At 49.7% G+C, this 24,284-nt stretch carries 38 protein-coding genes and 1 tRNA gene; 1 reads left to right on the forward strand and 38 read right to left on the reverse strand.

Annotated features, from left to right (window positions below; translation table 11 throughout):
* Window positions 1-5 precede the first annotated feature (5 nt).
* The 38 genes from pdxH to GKS04_05270 all read right to left on the reverse strand — a co-directional run bounded on the left by pdxH (window position 6) and on the right by GKS04_05270 (window position 24,135).
* Window positions 6-608, reverse strand: a complete 603-nt coding sequence (pdxH, locus tag GKS04_05085; GenBank protein ID QMU56705.1) for a pyridoxamine 5'-phosphate oxidase — start codon at window positions 606-608, stop codon at window positions 6-8.
* Window positions 609-634: 26 nt separating this feature from the next.
* Entirely contained in the window at window positions 635-1,582 is a 948-nt protein-coding gene (locus GKS04_05090; protein QMU56502.1) for a TIGR01777 family protein, read from the reverse strand.
* 24 nt (window positions 1,583-1,606) lie between these two features.
* Complete coding sequence (locus tag GKS04_05095) at window positions 1,607-2,632, reverse strand: LLM class flavin-dependent oxidoreductase (protein QMU56503.1); 1,026 nt, start codon at window positions 2,630-2,632, stop codon at window positions 1,607-1,609.
* 11 nt (window positions 2,633-2,643) lie between these two features.
* Entirely contained in the window at window positions 2,644-3,321 is a 678-nt protein-coding gene (gene rplQ / locus GKS04_05100; GenBank protein ID QMU56504.1) for a 50S ribosomal protein L17, read from the reverse strand.
* Window positions 3,322-3,352: 31 nt separating this feature from the next.
* Entirely contained in the window at window positions 3,353-4,381 is a 1,029-nt protein-coding gene (locus GKS04_05105) for a DNA-directed RNA polymerase subunit alpha (GenBank protein QMU56505.1), read from the reverse strand.
* Between the two features lie 50 nt (window positions 4,382-4,431).
* Window positions 4,432-5,064, reverse strand: coding sequence for a 30S ribosomal protein S4 (gene rpsD, locus GKS04_05110; protein QMU56506.1), 633 nt, complete (start codon window positions 5,062-5,064; stop codon window positions 4,432-4,434).
* A gap of 15 nt (window positions 5,065-5,079) precedes the next feature.
* Window positions 5,080-5,463: a 30S ribosomal protein S11 gene (gene rpsK, locus GKS04_05115; protein QMU56507.1), complete on the reverse strand. Its 384-nt coding sequence runs from the start codon at window positions 5,461-5,463 to the stop codon at window positions 5,080-5,082.
* A gap of 16 nt (window positions 5,464-5,479) precedes the next feature.
* Complete coding sequence (gene rpsM / locus GKS04_05120) at window positions 5,480-5,863, reverse strand: 30S ribosomal protein S13 (GenBank protein ID QMU56508.1); 384 nt, start codon at window positions 5,861-5,863, stop codon at window positions 5,480-5,482.
* A gap of 2 nt (window positions 5,864-5,865) precedes the next feature.
* The gene (gene rpmJ, locus GKS04_05125) at window positions 5,866-5,979 is read right to left on the reverse strand and encodes a 50S ribosomal protein L36 (GenBank protein ID QMU56509.1); all 114 of its coding nucleotides are present in this window, start codon (window positions 5,977-5,979) and stop codon (window positions 5,866-5,868) included.
* Window positions 5,976-6,218: a translation initiation factor IF-1 gene (gene infA / locus GKS04_05130; GenBank protein QMU56510.1), complete on the reverse strand. Its 243-nt coding sequence runs from the start codon at window positions 6,216-6,218 to the stop codon at window positions 5,976-5,978. Before infA ends, rpmJ begins: the two co-directional genes overlap by 4 nt.
* A 24-nt stretch (window positions 6,219-6,242) precedes the next feature.
* A complete protein-coding gene (map, locus tag GKS04_05135) occupies window positions 6,243-7,004 on the reverse strand; it encodes a type I methionyl aminopeptidase (protein QMU56511.1) in 762 nt (253 codons plus the stop codon).
* Between the two features lie 3 nt (window positions 7,005-7,007).
* Window positions 7,008-7,574 carry an adenylate kinase gene (locus tag GKS04_05140; protein QMU56706.1) on the reverse strand — a complete coding sequence of 189 codons (567 nt, stop codon included), beginning with the start codon at window positions 7,572-7,574 and terminating at the stop codon, window positions 7,008-7,010.
* Between the two features lie 13 nt (window positions 7,575-7,587).
* Window positions 7,588-8,919, reverse strand: coding sequence for a preprotein translocase subunit SecY (gene secY, locus GKS04_05145; protein ID QMU56512.1), 1,332 nt, complete (start codon window positions 8,917-8,919; stop codon window positions 7,588-7,590).
* Complete coding sequence (gene rplO / locus GKS04_05150; GenBank protein QMU56513.1) at window positions 8,916-9,347, reverse strand: 50S ribosomal protein L15; 432 nt, start codon at window positions 9,345-9,347, stop codon at window positions 8,916-8,918. Before rplO ends, secY begins: the two co-directional genes overlap by 4 nt.
* Window positions 9,348-9,361: 14 nt before the next feature.
* Window positions 9,362-9,889, reverse strand: a complete 528-nt coding sequence (gene rpsE / locus GKS04_05155; protein ID QMU56707.1) for a 30S ribosomal protein S5 — start codon at window positions 9,887-9,889, stop codon at window positions 9,362-9,364.
* Window positions 9,890-9,896: 7 nt separating this feature from the next.
* On the reverse strand, window positions 9,897-10,262 hold the full coding sequence (locus GKS04_05160; protein QMU56514.1) for a 50S ribosomal protein L18: 366 nt from the start codon (window positions 10,260-10,262) through the stop codon (window positions 9,897-9,899).
* Window positions 10,259-10,804 carry a 50S ribosomal protein L6 gene (gene rplF / locus GKS04_05165; protein ID QMU56515.1) on the reverse strand — a complete coding sequence of 182 codons (546 nt, stop codon included), beginning with the start codon at window positions 10,802-10,804 and terminating at the stop codon, window positions 10,259-10,261. The genes GKS04_05160 and rplF overlap by 4 nt, the downstream gene beginning before the upstream one ends.
* A 7-nt stretch (window positions 10,805-10,811) precedes the next feature.
* Window positions 10,812-11,204: a 30S ribosomal protein S8 gene (gene rpsH, locus GKS04_05170; protein QMU56516.1), complete on the reverse strand. Its 393-nt coding sequence runs from the start codon at window positions 11,202-11,204 to the stop codon at window positions 10,812-10,814.
* Between the two features lie 17 nt (window positions 11,205-11,221).
* Window positions 11,222-11,407, reverse strand: a complete 186-nt coding sequence (locus GKS04_05175) for a type Z 30S ribosomal protein S14 (protein ID QMU56517.1) — start codon at window positions 11,405-11,407, stop codon at window positions 11,222-11,224.
* Window positions 11,407-11,955 (reverse strand): 50S ribosomal protein L5, encoded by a 549-nt coding sequence (gene rplE / locus GKS04_05180; protein QMU56708.1) that lies wholly within the window; start codon window positions 11,953-11,955, stop codon window positions 11,407-11,409. The genes GKS04_05175 and rplE overlap by 1 nt, the downstream gene beginning before the upstream one ends.
* 20 nt (window positions 11,956-11,975) lie before the next feature.
* A complete protein-coding gene (rplX, locus tag GKS04_05185; protein ID QMU56518.1) occupies window positions 11,976-12,299 on the reverse strand; it encodes a 50S ribosomal protein L24 in 324 nt (107 codons plus the stop codon).
* Window positions 12,300-12,668, reverse strand: a complete 369-nt coding sequence (rplN, locus tag GKS04_05190) for a 50S ribosomal protein L14 (GenBank protein ID QMU56519.1) — start codon at window positions 12,666-12,668, stop codon at window positions 12,300-12,302. It abuts the gene before it with no gap.
* Window positions 12,665-12,964 carry a 30S ribosomal protein S17 gene (gene rpsQ, locus GKS04_05195; GenBank protein QMU56520.1) on the reverse strand — a complete coding sequence of 100 codons (300 nt, stop codon included), beginning with the start codon at window positions 12,962-12,964 and terminating at the stop codon, window positions 12,665-12,667. The genes rplN and rpsQ overlap by 4 nt, the downstream gene beginning before the upstream one ends.
* Window positions 12,957-13,187 (reverse strand): 50S ribosomal protein L29, encoded by a 231-nt coding sequence (gene rpmC, locus GKS04_05200; GenBank protein QMU56521.1) that lies wholly within the window; start codon window positions 13,185-13,187, stop codon window positions 12,957-12,959. Before rpmC ends, rpsQ begins: the two co-directional genes overlap by 8 nt.
* Window positions 13,187-13,606, reverse strand: coding sequence for a 50S ribosomal protein L16 (gene rplP / locus GKS04_05205; protein QMU56522.1), 420 nt, complete (start codon window positions 13,604-13,606; stop codon window positions 13,187-13,189). The genes rpmC and rplP overlap by 1 nt, the downstream gene beginning before the upstream one ends.
* On the reverse strand, window positions 13,593-14,267 hold the full coding sequence (gene rpsC, locus GKS04_05210; protein ID QMU56523.1) for a 30S ribosomal protein S3: 675 nt from the start codon (window positions 14,265-14,267) through the stop codon (window positions 13,593-13,595). The genes rplP and rpsC overlap by 14 nt, the downstream gene beginning before the upstream one ends.
* Window position 14,268: 1 nt before the next feature.
* Complete coding sequence (gene rplV / locus GKS04_05215; GenBank protein ID QMU56524.1) at window positions 14,269-14,607, reverse strand: 50S ribosomal protein L22; 339 nt, start codon at window positions 14,605-14,607, stop codon at window positions 14,269-14,271.
* An 18-nt stretch (window positions 14,608-14,625) separates the two neighbouring features.
* Window positions 14,626-14,913 (reverse strand): 30S ribosomal protein S19, encoded by a 288-nt coding sequence (gene rpsS, locus GKS04_05220; protein QMU56525.1) that lies wholly within the window; start codon window positions 14,911-14,913, stop codon window positions 14,626-14,628.
* A 5-nt stretch (window positions 14,914-14,918) separates the two neighbouring features.
* Window positions 14,919-15,761, reverse strand: coding sequence for a 50S ribosomal protein L2 (gene rplB / locus GKS04_05225; protein ID QMU56526.1), 843 nt, complete (start codon window positions 15,759-15,761; stop codon window positions 14,919-14,921).
* Window positions 15,761-16,048 carry a 50S ribosomal protein L23 gene (gene rplW / locus GKS04_05230; GenBank protein ID QMU56527.1) on the reverse strand — a complete coding sequence of 96 codons (288 nt, stop codon included), beginning with the start codon at window positions 16,046-16,048 and terminating at the stop codon, window positions 15,761-15,763. The genes rplB and rplW overlap by 1 nt, the downstream gene beginning before the upstream one ends.
* On the reverse strand, window positions 16,045-16,674 hold the full coding sequence (gene rplD, locus GKS04_05235) for a 50S ribosomal protein L4 (protein QMU56528.1): 630 nt from the start codon (window positions 16,672-16,674) through the stop codon (window positions 16,045-16,047). Before rplD ends, rplW begins: the two co-directional genes overlap by 4 nt.
* On the reverse strand, window positions 16,661-17,302 hold the full coding sequence (rplC, locus tag GKS04_05240; GenBank protein ID QMU56709.1) for a 50S ribosomal protein L3: 642 nt from the start codon (window positions 17,300-17,302) through the stop codon (window positions 16,661-16,663). The genes rplD and rplC overlap by 14 nt, the downstream gene beginning before the upstream one ends.
* 17 nt (window positions 17,303-17,319) lie before the next feature.
* Window positions 17,320-17,637, reverse strand: coding sequence for a 30S ribosomal protein S10 (gene rpsJ / locus GKS04_05245; protein QMU56529.1), 318 nt, complete (start codon window positions 17,635-17,637; stop codon window positions 17,320-17,322).
* 5 nt (window positions 17,638-17,642) lie between these two features.
* Window positions 17,643-18,818 (reverse strand): elongation factor Tu, encoded by a 1,176-nt coding sequence (gene tuf / locus GKS04_05250; protein ID QMU56530.1) that lies wholly within the window; start codon window positions 18,816-18,818, stop codon window positions 17,643-17,645.
* 39 nt (window positions 18,819-18,857) lie between these two features.
* Entirely contained in the window at window positions 18,858-20,942 is a 2,085-nt protein-coding gene (gene fusA, locus GKS04_05255) for an elongation factor G (protein QMU56531.1), read from the reverse strand.
* A 15-nt stretch (window positions 20,943-20,957) separates the two neighbouring features.
* A complete protein-coding gene (gene rpsG / locus GKS04_05260) occupies window positions 20,958-21,431 on the reverse strand; it encodes a 30S ribosomal protein S7 (GenBank protein QMU56532.1) in 474 nt (157 codons plus the stop codon).
* A 10-nt stretch (window positions 21,432-21,441) separates the two neighbouring features.
* On the reverse strand, window positions 21,442-21,813 hold the full coding sequence (locus tag GKS04_05265) for a 30S ribosomal protein S12 (GenBank protein QMU56533.1): 372 nt from the start codon (window positions 21,811-21,813) through the stop codon (window positions 21,442-21,444).
* Window positions 21,814-21,900: 87 nt separating this feature from the next.
* A complete protein-coding gene (locus GKS04_05270) occupies window positions 21,901-24,135 on the reverse strand; it encodes a hypothetical protein (protein ID QMU56534.1) in 2,235 nt (744 codons plus the stop codon).
* 62 nt (window positions 24,136-24,197) lie between these two features.
* On the opposite strand from GKS04_05270, the gene GKS04_05275 reads away from it, so the two are divergent.
* Window positions 24,198-24,284 (forward strand) — tRNA-Ser (locus tag GKS04_05275).

Genomic DNA, 24,284 nt, shown 5'->3' on the forward strand with positions numbered 1-24,284 from the left:
ACAAGTCAGGGCGCAAGCCGTTCCACAATCCAATCTGATTCCTCTTTGCGATATCTTATTCTGTCGTGCATGCGGTTTGCCCTGCCCTGCCAAAATTCAAAAACCGAAGGCACCACCCTATACCCCTTCCAGAACGGCGGGCGCGGGATTGTTTCGGAATTCTCAAATTGCACCGCACGCCGTGCGAATTCTTTATCAATTTCATCCCTGCCGCTTACGACACGCCCTTGAATCGAAGCCCACGCCCCTATGCGGCTCTCGCGGGGTCTTTGCGCAAAATAGTCATCCGCTTCGGAGTCTTCCACGGACTCAATTTGACCCCCAATCCTTACCTGCCTCTCAAGAACATTCCAGAAAAAACATATTGCCACATGTGGATTGGAGTCCATCTCCGAAGCTTTTCTGCTAAGCGAATTTGTGTAGAAAACAAAGCTGTTTTCATTGAAATTTTTGAGGAGCAACACCCTTGACGAAGGCGCGCCGTCTTTGGACGCGGTTGAAAGCGTGAACGCATTCGGCAAATCCATGCCGGAGTCGCAGGCGTCTTTATACCAGACAAGAAACTGCTTGAACGGGTCGCAGTCAATATCGGACTCATCAAGACCCATAAGCAAATATTGTCTGTCGTTTTTCTTCACAACTCCGTTCTCCCGAGTTCGGCGCGGAGAAATGTCTCCAAATTTCCGTCTTCAAAATGGAATCCGGCGTTTATTAGTTTTTCGGGAACAACCCGCACGCTACTCATAATAACTTCCTCTCCCATCTCTCCTAAAACAAATTTTATAAGCGGCTCGCTCAATGACAAAAAAACCGGTCGCCTCAAAGCCCGCGAGAGACAGCGGGTGAAGTCGGCGTTTGGCATCGGCGTGGGCGATACTATGTTCACCGGCCCCGAAACGGAATCGTTTGCGAGAATAAACTCCATAGCCCTGACGGCGTCCCGTTTTGATATCCAACTCATATAACCGCTTCCGTCCCCTATTCGGGCCCCAAGACCCAGCAGAAACGGAATTCTCATCATTTTCAGAGCCGCGCCATCGCGCGCGAGCACGATTCCAAACCGCAAGTTCACAACCCTTGTCGCGGAACCGGCGGCTCTTGCCGCGTTTTCCCATTTTTCCGCGACCCGCGCGAGAAAGCCCTGTCCAGCGCCGCTACGCTCGGAAAGAACCTCATCATCCCTGTTCCCGTAAAAACCGGTTGCGGACGCGCAAATAAAAACCTTCGGCGGATTTTCAAGTCCCAACAGAGCGGAAGCCAGAAACTCCGTGCCTGCCACTCTGCTGTGCTCAATTTCGGCTTTTACAGAATCCGTCCATCTGCGCATTATGTTCCTTCCGGCAAGATGAATGACGGCGTCCGCTCCTTCAAAATCGCGCGGGTTGAACTTGCCCCGTACGGGGTCGCACAGAACCGCTCCCTCTTGCTTGCGCGCTCCGCGGCTGTCTCTGACAATGAGCAAAACCTCATGCCCACGGGCTTTGAGGGAAGAGACGAGGCTTTTTCCGATAAAACCTCCCGAACCGGATACTAAAACCTTCACAGTTTTCGGAATAGTCTTTAATAAAATGTAAAAAATCAATGGGCGGAACGCGCACGGGCGTTCTTAACCGCCGAAAGTTTCAATAATTCTTTTCTGATACATCTCAACCTGTTCGGGTTCAAGATAGTAATGAGGAGCGCTCAAAATCGGCAAATCCAGATAGTCCGAGCAGCCGTCAAGTTTCTTTCTACACTCATCAGCCGTGCCGACAATGGCAAAAGTGTCAAGCATATCATCGGTCACATTCTCAATCATCGCACGCACGTCGCCTTTGAAATAGGAATCACGGATTTTTTCCGCTTGCCCGATAAAACCGTGAAGCGTAAACGGCTTCCAATAAGTCTTTACGGTGGCGTAAAAAGCGACTGTGGCTTTGGCGGCTCTGCGCGTTTCTTCCAGATCGTTTTTTCCGCAAACCGCGCAGATAAAAATTGAAGAAACGCAAAAATCCGACCGTGCGCGCCCGGCGGACTCAAGCCCTTCACGTAGAACGGGAACAATAGTCTCCTCAATATATTTCTTTGAACAGACTATGTGCCCAATGTAACCGTCCGCGCATAAAGCCGCCGCGCGCGCCATTCCGCCGCCGACTGCCGCGAGAAAAATCGGCACATCGGTGCGGACGGGCTTGAAGGGCCTTGTGAACCCTTTGATGTTAATATCGTAATATTCGCCACCGTAAGCAACATCATTTCCGGTATGCGAACCCAGAATAACGCGCCTGACGACGTCAACACACTCTTTTATTCTCGTAACGGGTTTGCCGTGCGGTTGTCCGTGCCACGTTTCGTTCGTGCGTCTGGCGCCGGAACCGAGCCCGAGTATCAGCCGTCCGTCCGAAGCCTCGTCTATGTCCATCGCGCTTATCGCCGTAATCAGCGGGCTTCTGACAAAAGCAAGCGCAACTGAGCTGCCAAGTTTAATTTTGGAGGTATGCTGAGCAATCGCGGCAAGTTGCTGAAAAGCGGTTCTGTAAAGTTCGGTCGCCCAGACGGAATGGAACCCCGCGCTTTCAGCGTATTTGGAAATTTCCACTATGCCTTTGAGAGAGTGGGAGTCAACTATCAGTCCAAGAGGAGTTTTTTTCATTCCGGAAGGAATTACCCTTTTTTCTCGTCGCCGTTTTCTCCGGCATCGGTATCGGATGGTTGTTCATCCTGCGCGGGCGTGTTTGTTTCAGCGGGTTTAGCCTCCGCTTCGTGCTGTTTTTCCTCGTTCTGAAGCTGGTTACTTTGAGGTTGTGCGGCTTCGGGGTTTTCCTTTTTCTCTTTCTTCGCTTCCTTTACACCCTCTTTCGCTTCGGCGGATTCAGGGGATTTCTCCTCCTCTTTTTTCGGAGGCGGAGGCGAAGGCAGACTTGATTTACGAGGCGTTTTTGTGCGGGTGGACGGCTGGTATTCCTCGGTTACAAGCTCTATCTGGGAAATCGGCGTCTGGTCTCCTTTTCTGTAATCCAGACTGATAATTCTTGAGTAACCGCCGGGACGCTGTTTGTATCTTTCCGCAATCTCGGTAAACACCTTGCGCGCGACTTCTTTGTCCCTTATGTAACCGAAAATCCGTCTTTTGTAAGATAGCCCTCCGTTCGAAGCTCCTTTTTCCAAGCCGTTTTTGGCAAGCGTGATAATTTTATCCACCACCCGCTTCAACTCTTTTGCTTTTGTATCAGTTGTGCGGATTTTTTCGTGTCTGAAGAGTTCAGTCGCCAAATTGCGAAACATCGCCTTTCTGTGCTTGGTCGTAACGCCAAGTTTTCTTCCCAATCTTCTGTTTCTCATCACACAATTTTCCCAAAGCGCAACAAACCTGTTACTTGGCGCGGCTTTCTTTTACCTTTTCGTAAATCTCCTGATTGATTTTCATGTCAAGAGTGAGCGACGGCGAAAGAGTTTTGAGTTTGTCGCTCACATCTTCAAGCGAACTTTTACCGAAACTCGGAAGATGCAGCAGTTCTCTCTCACTTTTCTGAACCAAATCCCCGACATACTTCATATCCGCACTGGTCATACAATTCAGCGACCTGACGGAAAAATCCACTTCATCAAGCGGCGTGAACAGAACATCTTCATCGCCTTTAATTACGAGAGTCTCTTCGGTACTCTCCTCCTGTTCCAATTCCTGTTCGTTGAAATTGATAAATCTGCCGAGCTGGTGAGTGATTATTTTCGCCGCGTAGGCAAGCGCGTTTTCAGCAAGCACCGAACCCTTTGTCCATATCTCAATTTCAAGATTTTCGTAGTCGGTTTTTCTGCCAACACGAGCGTTTTTGATTGTGTAATTCACCTTTGTGACCGGAGAGAAAAAAGCGTCAACGGGCAGATACTCTTCCCCCATTGAACGCGCGTTCTCTCTTTCCTCAACGGGTTGATAGCCTCTGCCGGTTTCAACCACCAGACTCATCTCAAGTTTTGTTTTGTCTGAAACGGTCGCTATGAAATGGTCGCCGTTGAGAACCTCAATTTTGTTCGTTGATTTGATGTCCGAAGCCGTAACCTCTCCGGGACCCTGAAAGACCATCTCCACAATTTGAGACTCGGAGGTTGTCGTTTTGAAATTCACGCCTTTGAGGTTGATGAGGATTTCCACAGCGTCCTCAACAACTCCGGGGATTGAAGAAAACTCGTGAAGAACTCCCTCTATTTTGACCGCCGTGACGGCCGGACCTTGCAACGAGGAAAGAAGAACTCGCCTGAGCGCGTTACCTATCGTAACGCCGTAACCCCTTTCAAGCGGCTCGAAACTGAATTTCCCGTAGAAAGGCGTCGCGGTCTTTTCGTCTTTGTTGACTTTCTTCGGTACTACAAGCGTTGTCCAATTATTCTGAAAATCTTTCAATATCTATGTCCTCCACTAAAAAAAAGCAAAATGCTTCAATATCACACCACGAATCATACTCTTGAGTAAAATTCAACAATCAAGTTTTCACTGACCGGAATCTGAACATCCTCCCTTTCAGGCGTTTTGTTCATGATTCCTTTGTACTTTTCCCTGTCGAGGCTCAGCCAACCGGGAATTCCTTTTTTCTCCGAAAGCCCCAGCGATTTGTTGACGCTTGGCATCTTTCTGCTCCGCTCCCTGACTTCAACAACACTTGAAGGGGTTACTCTGTAAGATGACACGTCCACGCGCCTGCCGTCAACATTGATGTGCCCGAGATTCACAAGTTGGCGAGCCTGATTTCGGGACGAGGCAAAGCCGAGCCGGAATACAACATTGTCAAGTCGTGTTTCAATAATTGAGAGAAGCAATGACCCCGTAACACCTTTCGTTCTTGCCGCCTCTCTGAAATAGATTTTGAACTGACGCTCGGTCATTCCGTAAATCCTTTTGGCTTTCTGTTTCTCCCTGAGCCTCAATCCGTATTCGGTAATCCTTCTGCGTATTCTCTTGCCCTGCAAACCGGGAGGATACGGCTTTCTCTCTATGGCGCACTTACTTGTCATACACCTTTCGCCTTTGAGAAACAACTGTTCCCCTTCTCTTCTGCATAATTTGCACGCGGGTCCTGTATATCTTGCCATCTACAACTCTCCCTCTTAAACCCGTCTCTTACCCGGAGGTCTGCATCCGTTGTGAGGAATAGGTGTAACGTCTCTGATTGACGCGACCCGCAAACCCGCCGCCTGAATTGATCTTATTGCCGATTCCCTTCCGGGACCGGGTCCCTTCACATACACACGCACGGACTTCATTCCGGAACTCAGCGCCCTTTTTGCCGCATCTTCAGCTGCAACCTGAGCCGCAAACGGGGTTCCCTTTCTCGTGCCTTTGAAGCCTCTGGTTCCTCCGCTTGACCACGCAATCACATCTCCCTGAGGATCGGACACGGTAATAATCGTGTTGCCAAAAGTGGCGTGTATATTTACCAGCCCCTCTTCAACAGACCTTTTTACTTTTTTCTTTGTTCCTTTCTTCGCCACTGCGTTCTATCCCCTGCTATTTTTTGCTAACCTTGTTTTTCTTTGCTATCGCCGTACCTCTGGGACCCTTCCTTGTTCTCGCGTTCGCCTTTGTTTTCTGTCCGCGCACCGGAAGCCCCATCCGGTGTCTTATTCCCCTGTAACATCCAATCTCCACCAGACGCTTGATGTTCATTTGCACATCTTTGCGCAAATCACCCTCAACAACGCATTTTTCTTCAATAAAATTCCTGATGTTCGCCAACTCTTTGTCGTTCAGATCTTTAGCCCGCTTCGTTGGGTCTATTTTCAAAGAATCCACTATGTCTCCGGCCATGGCTCTGCCTATCCCGTATATGTGGGTCAAAGCGAACTGAACCCTCTTTTCCGAGGGGATATCTATTCCCGCTATTCTTGGCATCTCTACCCCTGTCTCTGCTTACAACGTTTGTTTACGCAGATAACCCTCACTACGCCTCTGCGCTTGATAATCCTGCACTTGTTACAGATTTTTTTTACTGATGACCTTACCTTCAATTTACCCTGTCCGTCCTCATTCTGTATGTAATCCTGCCACGCGACAAATCGTACGGAGAAATTTCAATCTTTACCTTGTCGCCTGGAACAATTCTCACAAACCTCGACCTCGCTCTTCTCATCTTACCTGAAACATATGCTAAAACCTTTCTACCATTTCCCATTTCCACTCTGAACATGGCGTTTGGCAACGCCTCAACAACCGTTCCCTCAAATTCAACTGCGTCTCCCTTTGGCATTAAAACATCTGTCCTCAACTGCTCCTAATTAAAACTCGTGAGCACTTCCGGACCATTTTCCGTTATGGCAACCGTGTGCTCAAAATGAGCGGACATTTTACCATCACTTGTAACAACAGTCCAATTATCAGACAAAGTTTTTATATCCGCTTCCCCTTCGTTAACCATTGGTTCTATCGCCAAAGCCATGCCGGGACGCAGTATCGGACCTGCTCCCGCCCCTCCGGGGGGAAGAAAATTCGGCACTTGCGGCTCTTCGTGAAGATTTTCACCAATGCCGTGCCCAACAAACGCTTTTACGACCGAAAAGCCCTTATTTTCAGCGTGTTGCTGTATGGTTTCGGATATATAATAGAGTCGTTTTGAGGGAAACGCCTTCTCTATGCCCCTGTCAAGAGACTCTTTGGCGGCTTGAAGAAGTTTCTCAGTCCGTGGTGTTGTTGTGCCGATGGGAACAGTTATGGCGGAATCGCCGTAAAACCCGTCCACAAAAGCGCCGAAGTCAATTCCCACAATGTCGCCGTCTTTAAGTATTCTGTCTTTTGAAGGTATGCCGTGAACAACTTCGTCATTTACCGAAGCGCAAATTGAACACGGAAAATCCATATACCCCTTGAAAGCAGGTCTGGCAGAGCGTTTCTCGGCAATTTCCTCGGCGATTCGGTTGAGTTCCCATGTGGAAACACCCTCACGTACGGTTTCGCTGAGTTTTTCAAGAACCTCGGATACAACCGAAGCCGCAACCTTCATTCCGTTAAATTTCCGTTTTATTTCACCCGCGGTCATGTGTTACAATCCCGAAACCACCGAATTGATTCTTTCCCTGACATCATCAATGGTTCCCGTTCCCTCTATGTCATTAAAAATCCCTTTTGACCTGTAATAGTCGGCAAGCGGAAGTGTCTGTTTGCGATAAACGTCAAGACGGTTTCGTATAACGCCTTCGTTGTCATCTTCGCGCCCCTCCAGTTCCGCCCTCTTCAAAAGCCTTTCCACAACTTCGTCCTCGTCCACTTTGAGGTACAAAACCGCCTCAATAAATAGATTCTGACTCTCAAGCATGCCATCAAGCGAGCGCGCCTGCTCAATTGTTCTCGGAAAGCCATCAAACAGAAAACCGGCCCCGTCCAAGCTGCCTATCTTCTCTCTGATAATATCTATGACAACCTCGTCCGGCACCAGTTCGCCCTTGTCCATGTAGCTTTTTGCCATCACTCCCGTTTCGGTTTGCCTCTTCACGGCATCTCTGAGTAAATCACCCGTGGATATGTGCTCCGCGTTGTAGGTGCTCGTGATAAAACTGGCTTGAGTCCCTTTTCCCGCTCCCGGCGGTCCGAATATTATCAAATTCATAATTTCACCCGGTTTTTTAAAAACGTTTCCTACGACGGCCGCCCTGCCCTCGTGGGCGGCGTGCCCCACCACCGCCACCCGCAGTTGCGAATGAATCATAATTGCGAGTTATCACAAAAGACTGAACGCGCTGCATAAAATCAAGCGTTACGCCGATTATAATCAGAAGCGATGTGCCGCCGAAATAAAACGGCAGGTTGAAAGGATCCCTCTGGAGAAAACTCGGCAACACACAAACGGCTACAAGATAGATTGAGCCGATAAGGGTGATTTTGTTCAGAATTGAGCCGATATACTCCGAAGTTTTCGCCCCGGGTCTTATCCCCGGCACATTTGCCCCGCTGTTTTTAATGTTGTCTGAAAGGTCATTCGGATCATACACAATTCCTGTGTAAAAAAATGAAAAGAAAATAATAAGAACCGCAAAGACAATGTTGTAAACAAAGGGGTTTTGTATCACCTCCTCCGAAATTGTTCTCATAAAAGGCGTGTCCGTAATGGCGACTAAAGTCGCCGGAAATATAAGAAGCGAAGACGCAAAGATGGGCGGAATAACCCCCGAAGGATTGATTTTAAGAGGAAGATGCGTCGTGCCGCCTTCCATCATTTTTCTTCCCATAACCTTTCTGGGGTGCTGAATGGGAATCTTCCTTGAAGCGGTCTCAACAAAAACAATTATTGCCATCACAAAAACCAGAAAAACAAAGATTAAAAGCATTCCGAGCACGGTTATGTCTCCCACACGCACAAGCCGCAGCATGTTCCACAGAGCGCCGGGGGTGCCAGCAAGAATTGACATTGTGATTATCAGAGAAACGCCGTTTCCTATACCCTTCTCAGATATCTGTTCTCCGAGCCACATAACAAGCATCGAGCCTGAGGTGAGCGTCAAAATTGTGCTCAGGCGAAAGCCGAGCCCCGGTGCTTCGGCAGCCCCGGTTTCAAGAGCGAGAGTAAGAACGGTTGCCTGAATAATTGAGATCGGTACCGTGCCGTAGCGTGAATACTGGTTGATTTTTCTCCTTCCCGCCTGCCCCTCTTCTTTTTGAAGAGCTTCAAGAGAAGGAATCGCCTTGACCATAAGCGACATAAGAATTGAAGCCGTAATGTAGGGAATTACCCCAAGGGCAAAAATCGACGCCTGTTCAAGGGCGCCGCCCGAAAACACATTAAAAAGGTCAAACGCCGTTCCGCTCGTCCTTTCAAAAAGCTGAGTGATTTGCGCCGGAGATATGCCCGGAACCGGAATAAAAACTCCGAGCCTGTAAACAATTAGAATAAACAGCGTAAAAAGCAGTCTTCTGTTCAGTTCCGAAATACGGGGAATTCCAGAAGCAGACGCGCTCATACAATCTCTACCTTGCCGCCGGAACGCTCTATTTTTTCCATTGAAGAGCTGCTCGCGGCGTCAACCTTGAGAGTCAGTTTCTTTTCAGTTTTTCCATTGCCGAGAAGTTTTACGGGGCGTTTTCCGCTTATAAGGCGTTTCTGGACAAGCGCCTCGGTATCCACTGTGGCGCCGTCTTCAAAACGCTCAAGCGCGCTTATATTTACGGTGTCGTAGGAAACCTTGAACCTGTTTTTGAAACCTCTTTTCGGAATCCTCATTTTCAGGGGTGTCTGTCCACCCTCAAACCAGCGCGAGACTCCTTTTCCGGAACGCGACCCCTGCCCATTCTGTCCGCGTCCGGCGGTTTTTCCTTTTGAACCGGCTCCCCTTCCAACTCTCTGGCGGGACTTGGCTGAACCGGCGGGTTTTGGTAATCTGTCAAGCATTTCAGTTTAAACCTCTAAAACTTGTAATACGGAGGAAGATCAAGATCGGAAACTTCCTTTTCGCGCTCAAGCGCGACCTGCTCCGGAAGTGTAAGTTGGGAAAGCGCTTTTATGGTCGCCGCCACAACATTAATGGGATTTCTTGAGCCTACAACCTTGGAAAGAATATCACTGATACCCGCAAGGTCCGCGACCGCGCGAACGGGGCCTCCGGAAATAACTCCCGTTCCCGGAGCCGCCGGCAGAAGCACGACACGGCTTGATGAACTCTCACACGAAACCTCGTGCGGTATGGTTGAACCGTGCAGAGAAACTTTTATAAGATTTTTGCGCGCTTTGTCCGTTCCTTTCTTAATCGCGTTCGGGACTTCGTTTGACTTGCCCAGCCCGTAACCCACTATGCCGTTGCCGTTGCCGACAACCGTCATCGCGGTGAAATGGAAACGTTTTCCGCCCTTTGTAACCTTGGCGACACGCCTGATGTCAACTACTTTCTCTTCCAGTTCAAGCCCCGCGGGGTCAACGAAACCGGAACCCGTAATACTGTTATTAGAACTCAAGACCTTTCTCCCTTAAACCTGCGGCGAGTGACTTCACCCTTCCGTGAAACGGATATCCGCCTCTGTCAAAAACTACTTTTTTCACTCCGCCCGCGACTGAAACCTCTCCGAGATATTCGCCGACCGCTTTTGCCTGCTCCACCTTTGAATCCTTCTCACTGATGTTTTTTTTGACTTCAGGAGTAAGTGAAGACGCGGCAAACATTGTTCTTCCGACTACATCGTCAACAATCTGGGCGTAGATATATCTGGAGGATTTGAAAACGCACAGCCTCGGAACACTCATTGTGCCGGACACTTTTCTCCTTATCCTTTTATGCCTTCTGTTTCTCAGAGTTTTCCTGTCCCTAATCATTTCTTCACACCTGATTTTCCGGGCTTCAATCTTATATTTTCGCCGGCAAATCTCACGCCTTTCCCTTTGTAAGCGTCAGGCTCGCGTAGTTTTCTTATATTCGCCGCCGCCTCGCCGACAACCTGTTTGTTAATCCCCTCAAGTGTCAGCCTTGTTCCCCGTCCTTCCACTTTCGCCGTTACACCCTGAGGCAACGAGAATGTGATGGGGTGGGAATAACCAAGCGACATCTTAAGCGAGTCTTTACCCGACATCTCGGCTTTATATCCCGTGCCGACTATCTCAAGCGTTCTCGTAAATCCTTCGGAAACGCCCTGAACGGAATTCGCTATGAGCATTCTTACAAGACCATGGTGGGATTTCATTTTCTTTGTTTCATCCGTTTTCACATTTACAAACCCGTCTGCGATTTCAACACTTAGGCCTTCGGGAACCCTAACCGGCAACTCGCCTTTGGGCCCCTTTACGCTGAGAAGACCGCCTGACTGGCTGATGTCAACCTTTTCCGGTAACGGCACTGGTTTGTTTCCTATTCTTGACATATTAAACTCACACCACAGTGCAGATAACTTCTCCACCTATGCCCATGTCTCTGGCGTGGCGACCAGTCATTATACCTTTTGAAGTTGAAAGTATCGCAGTGCCCATGCCCGTAACAACACGAGGAATTCTGTCTTTTCCTACGTAAATCCTTCCACTGGGTTTGCTCACTCTTTTGAAGTTTTTGATTCCCGGAGCACCCTGCGTAGAGTATTTGAGTTTGACCACAATCTCCTTCTTCACACCTTCTCCCGAGATATTAAAATCGGCGATATACCCTTCTTCCTTCAACACCCTTCCTATCTCAACCTTGATGTTGGAGTGTGGAATCAAAACCTCGGCGTGCCGGACCATAAGGGCGTTTTTTATTCTCGCAAGCATGTCTGCTATTGGATCTGTCATTCTTACCTTCCCGCAAGTTAGAAACTTGCTTTTCTCACTCCCACGATTTCACCCCGGCTCGCAAGTTCCCTGAAACACAGACGGCACATACCGAACTGTCTTAAGAAAGCCCTCGGCCTCCCGCACAAAGAACAACGGTTAACCTTGCGAACCTTGTATTTCGGTTTCCTCAGAGATTTTTCCCAAAGCGCTTTTCTTGCCATTATTCAGTCTCCCGGGCAAAGGGCATGCCCATTTCTTCAAGAAGCACTTTTGCCTCTTCGTTACTATTTGAAGTTGTTACAAAGGTTATATTGAGCCCCTTCACCCTTGAAACCTTGCTGTAATCAATTTCGAGGAAGATGATGTGCTCCCTTATTCCCAGCGTGTAGTTTCCTCCGCCGTCAAATGAAGTCAAACTCACTCCTCTGAAATCCCTTACTCTCGGCAGCGCAAGATTCACAAAACGGTCAAAAAACTCGTACATCATTTTCCCTCTGAGTGTAACTGCGCAACCAATCGGCAGACCTTCACGGAGTTTGAAGCCCGCTATGGATTTTTTGGACTTTGTAATAATAGGCTTTTGACCGGCAATAAGAGCAAGTTCCTGCACAGCTTCATCAACCACATTCTTGTTGCGCCCCGCCTCGCTCAAGCGGCCGAGTCCCATGTTCAAAACAACGCGCTCAAGGCGCGGAACCATCATTGAGTTTGAGTAAGAATTCCTTTCCATAATCCGGGGAATCACTTGCTCATTGAAAATCTTCTTCATTCTCGGCTGTGGAGCGCTCATCATATCTGTTTTCCCGTTTTGCGATTCACGCGGAGTTTTTTACCTTTTTCATCGATCTTATAACCCGTTCTGATGGGAGACGATTCTTTGGAATCATAAAGCATCAGGTTTGATATGTGGAGGCTGGCCTCTTTGTCAATAATTCCGCCTGACGGATTTTTCTGGTTCGGGCGCACATTGCGTTTTACCATGTTGAGTTTTTCCACAATAGCCCTGCCCCTGTCGACAACTATCTTTGACACGGTGCCCTGCTTGCCTTTCTCTTTTCCGGCAAGCACGATGACTTCATCGCCCTTCTTAATGTGAAATTTCGCCGTGCCCACTTAAACAACCTCCGGAGCAAGCGAGATAATCTTCATAAACCCTTTAAATCTCAACTCTCTGGCGATGGGCCCGAAAACTCTGGTTCCTATGGGTCCGCCGTCTTTGTCAATAATCACCGCAGCGTTGTTGTCAAAACGGACATAGGTGCCGTCCGGCCTTCTGCTTTCTTTCTTGACGCGCACAACAACCGCCTTGCAGACCTCGCCCTTGGAAACTCTGGAATTCGGCATCGCATCTTTTACAGACACGACTATTTCATCTCCGAGGCGCGCGTATCTTCTTCTGGAACCCTTGAGAACTTTTATGCAGTAAAGCCTTTTCGCGCCGGTATTGTCCGCCGATTCAAGAAATGAACTTGACTGAATCATTGCCCGGCACCATCCCCCGCGCCAACCGGACGCGATTTTTCAACTATCTTCCCAACCCGCCATCTTTTGGTCTTGCTGACGGGTTTGGACTCGTATATCAAGGCCTTGTCGCCGACTTCACACTGGTTGTTGCCGTCGTGAACAACATAGCGCACTCTCTTCTTGATTGACCTGTTGTAAACAAGGTGCTTTTTGATGGTTACCACGTCCACAATGGCGGTTTTGTCGCCGTTTGTCCGCACAACGGTTCCCGTAAGCGAAGTGAAACGCCCTCTTTTCTTATTTTTTTCAGCCATTTTCTTCCTTCACACTTTCCTGTCCACTATTTCTCTTAAGCTCCGCTCTAACCGTTTTTATCCTTGCTATGTCCCTTCTCAACAGTTTGATTTGTGCGAAAGCATTGTTCTGCTTTGTCACAACCTGCATGCGGAGATTGAAAAGAGAAGTCGTCAGCTCACGCTCTTTCTTATTGAGGTCGCCAGCCGTTAACTCCCTGAGTTTATCGGGTTTTTCAGCCATTATACAACCTCTTCGCTCCGTTCAACCGTGCGCGTTTTTACCGGAAGTTTGTGAGCCGCCAACCTGAACGCCTCCTTTGCAAGCGCGACTGGAACACCGCTGAGTTCATAAAGCATCTGCCCGCGCCGAATTGGAGCCACGTATTCGGAAACATCACCCTTTCCTTTTCCCATTCTTGTTTCAGCGGGCTTTTTTGTCAGAGGCTTGTCGGGGAAAATCCGTATCCACAACTTCGCGCCCCTTTTGACGTAACGCGTTATGGCAATCCTGGCAGCTTCTATCTGCCGCGAAGTAAGGCGCCCGTTCTCAAGAGTCTGAAGACCGAACTGACCAAAATCTATGTCGGTCCCTCTGGTTGCCGCCCCGCGTATGCGCCCTTTGCGCATCTTGCGGTATTTTGTTTTTTTAGGCTGTAACATCTTCGCCTCTTTGTTCGGAAGAGGTTCTCTTCTCTATGATTTCCCCTTTAAAAATCCAAGTTTTTATTCCGATAATTCCGTATTTTGTTTTTGCCTCGGCAAAACCGTAGTCAATGTCGGCTCTGAGTTTTGTAAGCGGAACACCGCCTTCCTTATACCACTCTCTCCTCGCTATCTCCGCGCCGGCAAGCCGCCCCGAAACCATTATTTTTATTCCAAGCGCGCCCGTCCTCATCGCCGATGAAATCGCCTGTTTCATCGCTCTTTTGTAAGCGACCCTGCGCTCTATCTGCAAAGCGACGTTTTCTGCGACCATTTGAGCGTCCGTCTCCGACCTGCGCACCTCTTTGATGTCCACAACCATTTCCTTGCCCGTGCGCTCCTGCAACTCCCTTCTAATCCTTTCTATTTCCTGCCCGCTGCGTCCTATGATAATTCCGGGTCTGAGAGCGTGTATGACGACTTTTATCTTTTTCTGAACAACGCGCTCTATCTCAATTCTGGAAATGCCCGCCTGATAGAAGTCCTTTTTCAAGAACCTTCTTATCCTGATGTCCTCGTTGAGCATGTCAGTGAAGGATCTCTTCTCCGCATACCACTTGGAGTCCCAAGTCTTTGTTATGCCTATTCTCAAACCTATCGGGTTTACTTTCTGTCCCATGCTACATTCCCTTCCTTTCAAGCACTATCGTTACGTGGCTTGTTTTTCTCTTTCTCTGAAACGCGCGCCCCATGGCTCTGGCTTTGAACCTTTTAAGAACAGGTCCCTCGTCCGCATAAGTCTCTTTGATGTAGAGCTCTTCGGGCTCTGAATACCCTTTCTCGGACGCATTGGCGACCGCAGATTTGAGCAAATCGGCAAGAACAAGAGACACTCTCTTGCGCGTGAGATGCAACACTGAAAATGCCTCTTCCACATTTTTGCCTCTTATAAGGGCAAGAACAAGGCGAACCTTATCGGGCGACATTCTGTAGTATTTAAGAATGGATTTTGAAACCATTTGAAAAACTCTCCGCTCTTATTTGCCCACCTTTGACTTTTTGTCGCCGCCAGCATGGCTGTTGAAATTCCTTGTTGGCGAAAATTCACCGAGTTTGTGCCCTATCATGTGCTCATTAACGGAAACGGGAATAAACCTTTTCCCGTTGTGAACGGCGATTGTAAGCCCTATCATTTCGGGTATTACCATTGATGACCGCGACCATGTTTTAATGAAAACATCGCCTTGCGGCTGATTCTTCGCCGCTACCACTTTTTTGAGAAGTTTCTCGTGAATATAGGGTTGTTTTTGTAATTTTTGCGCCATTGTCTTTAATCCATTCCGTATCCAACCCTTCTGGGTTTGACGATATATTTGTCCGTCCGCTTGTTTTTCCGCGTTTTGTATCCGATTGTTATCCAGCCCCACGGAGAAACGGGATGCGGATTCCCTTTAGAGGCTTTTCCCTCTCCACCGCCGTGCGGGTGGTCAACAGGGTTCATTGCCACACCTCTGACTGTCGGTCTGCGGCGTCTATGGCGGTTTCTTCCGGCTTTTCCTATAGACACAAGTTCATGCTCTGAGTTACCCACTTTTCCGACTGTCGCCATGCATTCAAGGCTGAGCATTCTTATCTCGCCGGACGGAAGTTTCAAAAGCGCGCGGTTTCCCTCTTTCGCAGTAATCTGGACCGAACTCCCCGCCGAGCGGGCAATTTTTCCGCCGCCGCCGGGGCGAAGCTCAACGTTGTGAACAAAAACACCGGTCGGAATGTCTTTGAGTTTCAGCGAGTTGCCGACCGAAACCTCAGGCTCTCCACCAGAAAAAACCGTGTCTCCGACGGAAATCCCGTCGCACGCTATGATGTATCTCTTCTCTCCGTCCGCGTAGTTCAAAAGTGCTATTCTCGCAGACCTGTAAGGATCGTACTCTATCGAGGCAACATTTGCGGGAACCCCGACTTTGTTGCGTTTGAAATCCACAACCCTGTAACGCCTCTTGTGTCCGCCGCCGCGAGTGTAGACTGAGATTCTGCCTCCACCCCCTCTTCCCGCCTTGTTCGGAATTGAAGAAACAAGGGGTTTGTGCGGAACGGACGAGGTAAGTTCGGTGAAATCTTCACCTGTCCTGAAACGCGTGCCCGGAGATGTCGGATTAAACTTTCTTATTCCCATTACGTGCCCTCGAATATATCTATGGTTCCCTCAACAACCTTCACATACGCCTTCTTGTAGCCGGACTTTCTGCCTGAAACACGCCCGCCTCTTTTAACGGTTTTACCCGGCATCAAAGCTGTTCTTACACCTCTTACTTTCACCCCAAAAGCCTTCTCAACTGAATCTTTTATCTGGTGTTTTTTGGATTTTTCATCAACCGAAAAAACATACCAGCCCTTTTCGCGCAGAGAAAAACTCTTCTCCGTGACAAGCGGGGCTTGAATAATTTTGTGCGGACTACTCAATGCGAAAGAGCCTCCTGGACGGACTTGACCGCTTCAACGGTCATAATCAAACTCTCAAATCCCAAAGTGTCATAAACATTGACGCCTTTGTCGGCCAGCATTTTGACGCCCGGAATGTTGTTCGCGGACTTCGCGAAGTTTTCCCAGCCACTGTTCGGAACGTCAATAAAAAGCGCGCTTGAAACGCCGAAAGCACTCATTATTTCGGTAACCCGTTTTGTCTTAATCTCCGGCAACTCAAAATCTTGCACAACCGTAATAGCCCCGTCGCGGAACTTTGCAGAAAGCGCCGATTTGAGCGCCTGCTTTCTGACCTTGCGGGGAACCTTGAATGACCAGTCTTTAGGTTTCGGACCGAAGGTCACACCGCCTTTTTTCCATATGGGCGACCTTATTGAACCGTGCCGGGCCCGCCCCGTGTGCTTCTGCTTCCACGGCTTGATGCCGCCGCCCCGGACTTCTCCACGCGTTTTTGTTGAGGCGGTGCCGCTTCTCGCCGAAGCGCGCTGCCACTTCACAACAAACTGCATCAGGTCTTCCCTTATTGGAGATTCAAATACCTCGTCTCTCAAATCAAGGGTGTCAACCTGCTTTTTGTTCATGTCATAGACTTCAACTGTCGGCAACTTGACTGCCTCCCTTCACTGAATGTCTTATAAATATTCCCGAACCCCGGTGCCCCGGAACCGAACCTTTAACGACAACGAGGTTTTTTTCCATATCCACCGAAACAACCTTCAGCCCCTGAGAGGTGACTCCCGTCCCTCCCGACCTTCCAGCCATTTTGATTCCTTTCCACACGCGCGCCGGATAGGACGCCTGACCGATTGAGCCGGGCCTGCGGTGCGCCTTGCCGCCGTGCGAAGCGGCCTGACCGGCAAAGCCGTGCCTTTTCATCACGCCCGTAAAACCCTTGCCCTTTGATGAACCTATCACGTCAACCTTGTCTCCCTCTTTAAACATCATCCCGGCGGTAAAAATTTCTCCGGGTTTCACTTCTCCGTCATCGCAACTGACTTCAACTATCCTCTTCATCGCGGGAAGCCCTGCGGGAGAACAATGACCTGTTGCCGCCTTATTAGCGGAAAAATCCTCTTCAAATCCAATTTGAACCGAGCAATAGCCGTCGTTCTCTTCGGTCTTTTTCTGAATCACATAGCACGGGCCCACTTCAAGCACGGTAACGGGAACAAGCACTGAACCGTCCTTAAACATCTGCGTCATCGCCACTTTTTTACCTGTAAGTCCACCTATCATTGTCGTCTATCCCGTCATGTGAGCTTAATGTCATCAACATCAACGCCGGAAGCCAAATCCAGCTTCATAAGTTCGTCAACCGTCTGGTGGGTCGGCTCAAGTATGTAAACAACCCTTTTGTGAGTCCTTATCTCAAAATGCTCCCTTGAGTTTTTATTCACATGGGGAGACCTGAGAACGCAAATTCTGCGAATGAGCGTGGGCAGAGGAAAGGGTCCCGAAATTCTCGCGCCCGTTCTCTTCGCCGTGTCGGCTATATCAAAAGCCGATTTGTCAATAAGCCGATGATCAAACGACTTAAGTTTTATTCTTATTTTTGAAGCAAGACTCATGACTACTACTCAATAATTCCAGTAACGACGCCGGCGCCGACAGTTTTGCCTCCCTCCCTTATGGCGAAACGCAACTGCTCCTCCATCGCCACAGGCGCTATTAACTCAACTTCCACATTTACACTGTCACCCGGCATCACCATCTCAACACCATCGGGCAACTTCACCGAACCCGTTACATCCGTCGTCCGTAAATAAAACTGAGGCCTGTAACCCGGAAAAAACGGAGTGTGCCTTCCACCCTCCTCCTTCTTCAACACGTACACCTCGGCGGAAAACTTCTTGTGAGGCATAATGCTGCCCACTGCCGACAACACCTGCCCTCTCTCAACAGTCTCCTTGTCCACGCCGCGCAACAACACCCCAACGTTGTCACCCGCAACCGCATCGTCCAGTATCTTGCGGAACATCTCAAGACTCGTCGCAACCGTCTTAACCGTCTCCTTGAATCCCACAATCTCCACCTCGTCACCCGCGTTTATCTTGCCCCTCTCCACTCTGCCCGTAACAACCGTGCCTCTGCCCGATATAGTGAAAACATCCTCAACAGCCATAATGAACGGCTTGTCAACCTCTCTCACGGGCTCAGGTACATAACTGTCCACCGCACTCATCAACTCTTTAATCTGAGCCGCAGAGTCTCCGTCCCCCTCAAGGGCCTTGAGCGCGCTTACCTTCACTATCGGTATGTCGTCCCCGGGAAACTTGTACTCATTCAGCAAATCCCGTATCTCAAGCTCAACCAAATCCAAAAGCTCAGGGTCGTCCAGCATGTCAACCTTGTTCAACGCAACCACTATCGACGGAACCCCCACCTGACGCGCCAACAGGATGTGCTCCCGCGTCTGAGGCATAGGACCATCCGGCGCGCTTACAACCAGTATCGCACCGTCCATCTGCGCAGCCCCCGTTATCATGTTCTTCACATAGTCCGCGTGACCGGGACAGTCAACATGCGCGTAGTGCCGTGACTCCGTCTCGTACTCAACATGCGATATGTTTATCGTTATCCCCCTGTCCTTCTCCTCAGGAGACTTGTCTATGTCCCCAAACTCCACAAACTCCGCCTTGTCCAATACCTTCGTTATCGCAGCCGTAAGGGTCGTCTTGCCATGATCAACATGACCTATCGTCCCTATATTTAAATGTGGCTTGCCCCTCTCAAACTTCTCTTTAGACATCTCTTCTTACCTCCTCAAAATGCCTGCAAATTCAACATTCTAAACATTCTCCGCGGTCGCTCTGAGTTCTTCAACAATATTCTTTGGAAGAACCTCGTAACAGGAAAACTCCATTGTGAAGGAACCCCTTCCCTCAGTCATCGACCTTAGCTCGGTAGCATATCCGAATACTTCGCCAAGGGGAACATCAGATTTAATAGCCTGCATCGCACCACGCATCTCCGTACTTACTATTTTTCCCCTTCTGGAATTCAAATCACCTATGATGTTCCCCGTAAAATCCTCTGGCGCGACAACCTCAAGACTCATAACCGGTTCAAGGATTGACGGAGAAGCCTTGGAAAAACCGTCTTTGAAAGCCATTGAGCCCGCGATTTTGAAAGCGATTTCAGACGAATCAACCTCGTGGAATGAGCCATCGTAAAGAGTAACACGCACATCCACGACCGGATAGCCCAAAACAATGCCGGTTTCCATAACTTCACGAATGCCCTTCTCCACGGCGGGAACATACTCTCTGGGTATCGCACCGCCCTTGATTTGGTCAACAAACTCAAAGCCCTCGCCCCTTTCAAGAGGGTCAACCTTGATTTTCACATGCCCGTATTGCCCGCGTCCGCCCGTCTGCCTTATGAATTTGGCTTCAACATCCGATGACCCCAGAATGGTTTCCCTGTAAGCGACCTGCGGTTTGCCCACGCTTGAGTCCACGTTAAACTCCCTTGAAAGCCGGTCAACAATAACCTCAAGGTGAAGCTCTCCCATTCCCGATATGACAGTCTGCCCCGTCTCCTCATCGCTTTTAACTCTGAAAGACGGGTCTTCAAGCGCAAGACGGGAGAGGGAAATTCCGAGTTTTTCCTGATCGGGCTTGGATTTGGGCTCAATCGCAATGGAGATAACCGGGTCGGATATGTTCAAACTTTCAAGAACAATGGGCTTGTTCAGATCGCAAAGAGTGTCGCCCGTTACGGAGGTTTTCAGCCCCACCGCGGCAACAATTCCTCCCGCGTCTATCTCCTTGATTTCCTCTCTTTTGTTGGCATGCATTCTCACCAGACGCCCGATTTTTTCTTTCTTATCCTTTGTGGAATTGAGCACGGTGCTGCCGGAAACAAGTTTTCCGGAATAAACCCTTATATATGTAAGCTGTCCGACAAACGGGTCGTTCATAATCTTGAAAGCGAGCCCTGAGAAAGGCGCGTCCGGGTCGGAAACCCTTGAGTCTTCGGAGCCGTCTTCTTTTGTGCCGGAAATCGGGGGAAGGTCAACCGGAGACGGAAGATAGTCAACAACGGCGTCAAGCAGAAGTTGAACCCCTTTGTTTTTGAAAGCGGAACCGCAAAAAACCGGAATGATTTTAAGCGCGGTGGTCTGTTCTCTTATGACCTTTTTCACAGTGGCCATGTCCACTTCCTCATCGCTTAGGTACGCCTCCATTATTGAGTCGTCAAAATCTGCCAGCGCTTCAAGCAACTGCTTGCGACCGGCGGTGAACTGCTCCTGATAATCTTCGGGAATATCCTGCAACTCAAACTTGGCGCCCAAAGATTCACCGTCCCAAACCGCGAGTTTGCAGGAAACAAGGTCAACTATGCCCTTGAATTCCTCACCTTCAAACCAGGGAATATGCATATAGACGGGACGCGCGTTAAGACGCTCTTCAACCTGTTTGACAACCTTGAAGAAATCCGCGCCGATTCTATCCATTTTGTTTACAAAACAGATTCTCGGAACCCCGTAACGGTCCGCCTGTCTCCAGACGGTTTCAGTCTGCGGCTCAACGCCGCCAACGCAGTCAAACACAACAACCGCGCCGTCAAGCACCTTGAGCGAACGCTCAACCTCAATGGTGAAGTCAACATGGCCCGGGGTGTCAACAATGTTAATTCTGTGGTCGTCCCAGAAACAGGTGGTGGTCGCCGAAGTGATTGTTATTCCGCGCTCCCTCTCCTGCTCCATCCAGTCCATAGTGGCGGTTCCTTCGTGAACCTCGCCAATTTTGTAGGTCAGACCCGTGTAGAAAAGAATGCGCTCGGTGGTTGTGGTTTTGCCGGCGTCAATATGGGCTACAATCCCTATATTGCGCACCTTGTCCATGGGGACTTTGATTTCTTCCGCCATTGCTCGTCCCCGTGATTACCATCTGTAATGGGCAAAAGCTCTGTTGGCTTCCGCCATTTTGTGGGTGTCTTCCCTCTTTTTGATTGCGGTTCCCCGATTTTGTGAGGCGTCCAGAATTTCCAAAGCAAGTTTTTCGCGCACACCGTGCTCGGTTCTTTTGCGCGCGGCATCAAGCAACCAGCGGATTGCCAGATAGTTTCTGCGGACGGGTTTAACTTCCATAGGAACCTGATAGGTGGCTCCGCCGACCCGTCTTGACCTGACTTCAAGAGACGGCTTGATGTTTTCCATAGCAGAGAAGAAAACCTTTATAGGCTCTTTTGTGTTCGCCTTTTCGGAAAGCAAATCAAGAACACCGTAAAAAATCTGCTCCGCTTTGCTTTTTTTGCCGTCCAGCATAAGAGAATTGAGAAACTTCGCGACAAAAACATCTCCGAAGCGCGGGTCGGACTCAACTCTGATTTTTGCTGATGAACTCTTTCTGACCATATCCCTTCCCCTACTTCGGTTTCTTGCTACCGTATTTTGAGCGCCCTCTGCGTCTGTTCTCAACACCGGTTGTGTCGAGCGAACCTCTGACTATGTGGTATCTAACGCCCGGAAGGTCTTTCACTCTGCCGCCTCTGACGAGAACAACCGAGTGCTCCTGCAGAGAATGCCCCTCTCCCGGAATGTATGCGGTTACCTCAATGCCGTTTGTGAGACGCACCCTTGAGACCTTTCTCATCGCGGAATTCGGCTTCTTCGGCGTGGTGGTATAAACCCTCACGCACACACCCCTTCTCTGCGGGTTGTTCTGCAATGCGGGCGAGCTGGTTTTAGCAACGGCACGCTTCCGCCCCTTCCTTATAAGTTGATTTGCACTCGGCATTATTTTTTCATCTCCGCCTTCAATAAAGCAGACCGCTATATCTATCAGCGAACAAGCGGGTTGTCAAGAAATACGCGGGAATTGGACTTATATGGAATCAAAAAACTTTTTGAGCTCTCGCACGACCGTTTCAAAATGCCCTTCCAGAGTCCCGCATTGTGGGATTGAATTAATAAAATGGCGGCCGTAGTGTTTGCGCGTTATGCGGCTGTCAAGAACGGCAACCGCGCCCCTGTCGGTCGCCGTGCGTATGAGCCGCCCGAACGCCTGACGGAAGTTAATAACCGCCACCGGAACGGCGTATTGGTTGAAGGCGTCTTTTCCGGACTGTTTTATCGCCTCCATTCGCGCCTGAAAAACCGGCTCGGCAGGCACGCTGAAAGGCAACCCCGTGATTACCACAAGCCGCAAGGCATCTCCTGCGATGTCAACGCCTTCCCTGAAACTGTCAGTGCCGAAAAGCACGGCGTTTCCGTCCGCTTTGAACTCCGCGAGAATCTTCTCCCTCGGCATGTCTCCCTGCGTCAAAACCCTGATGCCGTCCCCTTCCAGTTCGGGCGCAAGAGCCACGCTCACCTCTTTGAGAAGCCGGTATGAAGTAAAAAGAACAAGCGCGCCGCCGCGCGAAGCCCTGACGCAGTCGTAAATCGCCCGGCCGAGCCTTTCGGAATAAACGTCAGTCGCTTCAGGCGCGGGCAAATCATCCGGTAGAGCGAGAAGCGCCTGCCTCTTGTGGTCAAAAGGCGAAGGAACGGCAAGCTCGGTTATTCTTTCATTGTCTCTGAGCCCCAGAGAGTTTTTTTGAAATTCAAAACCGTCTTTTTCCCGTAGTGTCGCAGATGTCAAAATCAGGGTTTTGCACCTGTCGTAAAGCCGCTCTTTCAGATATGGGGCAATGTCAATCGGCGACATGGAAACTGAAGCAAACTTCCGGCGGTTTCTTTTGCCCGCCTCAACACTTTTCACAAAATTCACTTGCGAACTGTCACCCGCGGCAAAACCGCGTATGACGGCCGAGTGGCGGTCAATCCCCGCAAAAACGGCTTTGAGTTCCGCAACAATGCCGACCGTTTCATCGCCGCCCTCAGAGTCAAGAACGGCAAGTGCTTTTCTCACCTCGCCCGACAAATCCGCCATGCTTTCACTCACTTGAGGATACAGCGAAACCGCTTTCCCCCACCGCCCGCCGCTTTCAATCTCATCGTCCATAACGCGGATACTGAAACCGTATGAGCCATCCGGCGAACTTTCTTCAAAGGAATTGTAAAGCGATTCAAAAAAGCGTTTGGAAGCAGTTTCAACTTTTTTGATTCTCGGCGGAAAAACCTTTTGCATAGCGGAAAGGATTTCCATAACACGGCTCCGCGCGTCCGCCGCGCGAATATTATTTTTCGCCAGACGCGCCGCCCGCGCCGCCACACGTTTGAGGCGGTTCAGGGTTTTTGTGACCCCCAGGCTTGAAGTTTTCAATGTGAAATGCATAGTCGCCGAGCCGGCAACATTGTGAGCCTCATCTATAACAACCCTGCCGACCGGCGGCAGAACACCCGCGTCGTCCCTGCCAGCGGAATGCTTTATTGAGATGTCCGAAAAAAGAAGATGGTGGTTGACAACTATCAAATCCGCTTTCGCGATTTTCCTGCGCGCCTTGAAAAAGAAACATTCGTTGTAGTGTGGACATTCCCTTCTCACACAACTTTCGCTTTCTGCGGCAAACCTGTCCCACTGTTGCTCAGACGGCGTAAAACCCATGTCAAAAACAGAACCGTCTTCGGTCTTTTCTGCCCAATCAAGAATGGCGCGCGCCTCATCAACGCCATCTTCCGCGTCCGGGTCCGGAAGCGGTAACTCGCCTTTTACCTCATCCGAGCGCAAAAGGCACAGATAGTTCCTCATTCCCTTTGCCAGAGCGAACTCCACCTTGCGCCCCAGAACTTTGCTTAAAAGCGGAATGTCTTTACTGATAATCTGGTCTTGAAGGTTGATTGTGTTTGTGGAAACAATAACTTTCTCACCGTTCAAGAGAGCCCATTTCGCGGCGGGCAGAAGGTAGGAAAGCGTTTTGCCGATACCCGTTGGCGCTTCAAGAAGTGAAAAAGAGTCGCCGTTGAAAGCCGATGTGATTTCGCGCACAAGAGACTGCTGTTGTTTTCTGAATTCATATCCCTCGCCGAAAGTCTTTTCCACCATTCCACCGGGCAGAAAATATGACGCTATTTCATCGGGGCTCATAAAGGTTTTCTCCCCGGCAATGACCGCTTCGGGAAAAACCTCGTCCGGCTCCACGGTGGCGATTAATCTGTTTTTTTCGCTTCTGTCCATTCTACAAACAGCGAATTAACGGCAATTTGCCCGCCGCGTCCGCCGTGTGTAACTTAACCGCCGGAGGGATGGCCGAGCGGACGAAGGCGCTGGTCTCGAAAACCAGTGGGGCCTCACGGCTCTCAGGGGTTCGAATCCCCTTCCCTCCG

Origin of the sequence: Candidatus Mycalebacterium zealandia, from assembly GCA_014075295.1 — a bacterium.
GTDB classification, from domain to species: domain Bacteria; phylum Desulfobacterota_D; class UBA1144; order Nemesobacterales; family Mycalebacteriaceae; genus Mycalebacterium; species Mycalebacterium zealandia.